Genomic DNA, 2,552 nt, shown 5'->3' with positions numbered 1-2,552 from the left:
CGGGTACTCCATCTCCACGACCGTCACACCGTGCCGTGCCGCGGCCGCGCGGATCCGCGTGTTGAAGCCGAGCAGCCGGGGGCGCATCCCCGCGAGCGCGGGCGTGAGCCGGGTGAGGTCCGGGAACGTGAAGGTGAAGACGTGCGCTCCGGCGGCGGTCAACTGCGCGAACATGCCGTCGAGTTCGGCCGCGATGGCCTCGGGCCGGAAACCGGGCCGCACGAGGTCGTTCATCCCGGCCATCACGGAGACCAGGTCGGGCTCCAGGGCGAGCGCCCGCGCCAGCTGTCCGGCGCGGATCTGGCCGGCCGTCTTCCCCCGCACCGCGAGGTTGGCGTACGTGAAGTCCGGCTCGGCGCGCGCGAGGTGTTCCGCGAGGCGGTCGGCCCAGCCGCGGTGCCCCGAGACGTCGTCGCCGTCCCCGAGCCCTTCGGTCTGGGAGTCTCCGATCGCGACGTAGCGCAGGTACGTGGTCATGCACCCGATACTACTCAACGAATTGAATACTCTCCACGTCCCCTATTCACCTCGTCACCGTCGCCCGGGAGCCCGCGCCGCCACCGTTGGTGGGCCGCCCCGCCCGGGCCTACCGTCGAAGACGGCGCCGAACCGGCGTACGACACGACCCGGACCTCACCCCCGGAGATGAGCACGCATGTCGAAGATCCTTTTCGTGATGACCGGCGCCGACCACTGGACCCTGGCCGACGGCACCGAGCACCCCACCGGGTTCTGGGCGGAGGAGGCCGTCGCGCCGTACGAGGCGTTCACGGCGGCCGGACACGAGATCGTGGTCGCCACTCCCGGCGGGGTCGTGCCGCCGGTCGACCGCGGGAGCCTGGCCCCCGAGTTCAACGACGGCCAGGAGAACGCCGACCGGGTGGCCGCGACACTCGGCACGATGACCGAACTCCAGGCCCCGGTCCCGGTGGCCGACGTGGATCTCGACGACTACGCCGCCGTCTTCTATCCCGGCGGCCACGGACCGATGCAGGACCTCTCCGCCGACGCCGACTCCGGGCGGCTGCTTGTGCGGGCCCTGGACTCCGGCACGCCGCTCGGCGTGGTCTGCCACGCCCCGGCCGCCCTGCTCGCGGCCACCCGGGACGACGGCTCGAACGCCTTCGCGGGGCGCGACGTCGCCGCGTTCACGAACACGGAGGAGGCGCAGGCCGGGTTCGCCGACCGGGCGAAGTGGCTGCTTCAGGACCGGCTGACCGAGGCCGGGGTGAACGTGCTGCCCGGCGACCCGTGGGCCCCGAAGGTCGTCGTCGACGGCTCGCTGGTCACCGGCCAGAACCCGGCCTCGGCCGCACCCCTGGCGACCGAACTGCTCAAGAAGCTCTGACCCGGGACCTACTCCACGGAGCGACGGAGATCGTCCCGCGACATCGGTGCCCGGCGGATCCGGGAACTCTGACAGCATTTATATAAGCACTGTTACGATCGGAGGATGACCGACACCCCCGCACACCCGGCCACGCCCGAGCGCCCCGGCGACGACCCCGGCGACAGCGACCCGACCGAGCAGAGCCTGTGGCGGCCCCTGCGGCTGCTGCAGGCGGCGATGGACGCCGACATCGGGCAGGTCTACGCCGAGCGGCGGATCGAGGGGCTCAAGCCGAGCTGGGTCATGGAGCTCCTGCGGCTGCACGCCCGCGGCCCGATGACCATCGCCGAGCTGGCCGAGTCGGTGCAGCGCACGCACTCCGCGCTGAGCCAGAAGGTCGCGGCGATGCGCAAGGCCGGCTGGGTGCGCACCGTCGTCGGCGACGACGCCCGCACCCGCAAGGTCACCCTCACCGACCGGGCCGAGGAGGTCGCGGGGCGGCTCGCGGCGGAGTGGGCGGCGACCGAGGCGGCCCTCGCCGCCCTGGAGGCCGAGCTGCCCTACCCGCTGTCCCGGGTCGTGACCGACATCGAGGAGGCGCTCGCCCGCCGGAGCTTCCACGACCGGATCACCGAGCAGCTCGCGAAGAGCCCGGCGTGGGACTGAGCCGCTCGGTCATCGACGTCTCGCCGCTGCGGACGTCGGCGCCGTTCCGCCGATTGTGGGCCGGCCAGACGCTGTCGGGGCTCGGCGGCCAGATGACGCTCGTCGCGGTGATGTTCCAGGTCTGGGACGCGACGCGGAGCACGGTGTGGACGGGCGCCGTGGGACTCGCCCAGGCGGTCCCGCTCGTGGCGCTCGGCCTGTTCGCGGGAGCACTCGTCGACCGGGTGGACCGGCGCACCGTCTACCTCGTGACGATCACGGGGCAGACCGTGTGCGCCGTGCTGCTGGCCGTGCAGGCGGTGCTCGAGCCCGCTCCCGTCGCCTTGGTCCTCGCGCTGGTCGCCCTGGAGTCCTGCTGCTCCGCGGCCGGCGGCCCCGCGTCGCGCACGTTCGTGCCGGAGTTGCTGCCGGAGCACCAGGTGGCCGCTGGCCTGGCCCTGCGCAGGATCTCCTTCCAGGGCGCGATGCTCCTCGGCCCGGCGCTCGGCGGCCTGCTCGTCGGCGCCTGGGGCACAGGGGCCTGCTACGCGATCGACGCCCTGACCTTCGCCGCCGA

General features: G+C 73.1%; 4 protein-coding genes. 3 read left to right on the top strand and 1 reads right to left on the bottom strand.

The features are described from left to right. Positions 1 to 477, bottom strand: a 477-nt coding sequence (locus GTW43_RS12775; protein WP_161301778.1) for an SGNH/GDSL hydrolase family protein, incomplete at its 3' end; no start/stop codon positions are given. A 178-nt stretch (positions 478 to 655) separates the two neighbouring features. Between GTW43_RS12775 and GTW43_RS12770 the strand changes: the two genes are divergently transcribed. The 3 genes from GTW43_RS12770 to GTW43_RS12760 all read left to right on the top strand — a co-directional run. Continuing rightward, positions 656 to 1,348, top strand: coding sequence for a type 1 glutamine amidotransferase domain-containing protein (locus tag GTW43_RS12770; RefSeq protein ID WP_161301777.1), 693 nt, complete (start codon positions 656 to 658; stop codon positions 1,346 to 1,348). 105 nt (positions 1,349 to 1,453) lie between these two features. After that, a complete protein-coding gene (locus GTW43_RS12765; RefSeq protein ID WP_237536563.1) occupies positions 1,454 to 1,996 on the top strand; it encodes a MarR family transcriptional regulator in 543 nt (180 codons plus the stop codon). Next, on the top strand, positions 1,987 to 2,552 hold a 566-nt coding region (locus GTW43_RS12760; protein ID WP_161301776.1), incomplete at its 3' end, for an MFS transporter. The genes GTW43_RS12765 and GTW43_RS12760, both read left to right, overlap by 10 nt.

Source organism: Streptomyces sp. SID5785, from assembly GCF_009870065.1.
GTDB lineage: Bacteria > Actinomycetota > Actinomycetes > Streptomycetales > Streptomycetaceae > Streptomyces.
This window is presented reverse-complemented; position numbering and strand designations above follow the sequence as displayed.

Excerpts from the sequence above, each read along its gene's own strand:
- GTW43_RS12770 (WP_161301777.1), top strand. The coding sequence starts at position 656 with ATGTCGAAGATCCTTTTCGTGATGACCGGCGCCGACCACTGGACCCTG.
- GTW43_RS12765 (WP_237536563.1), top strand. The coding sequence starts at position 1,454 with ATGACCGACACCCCCGCACACCCGGCCACGCCCGAGCGCCCCGGCGAC.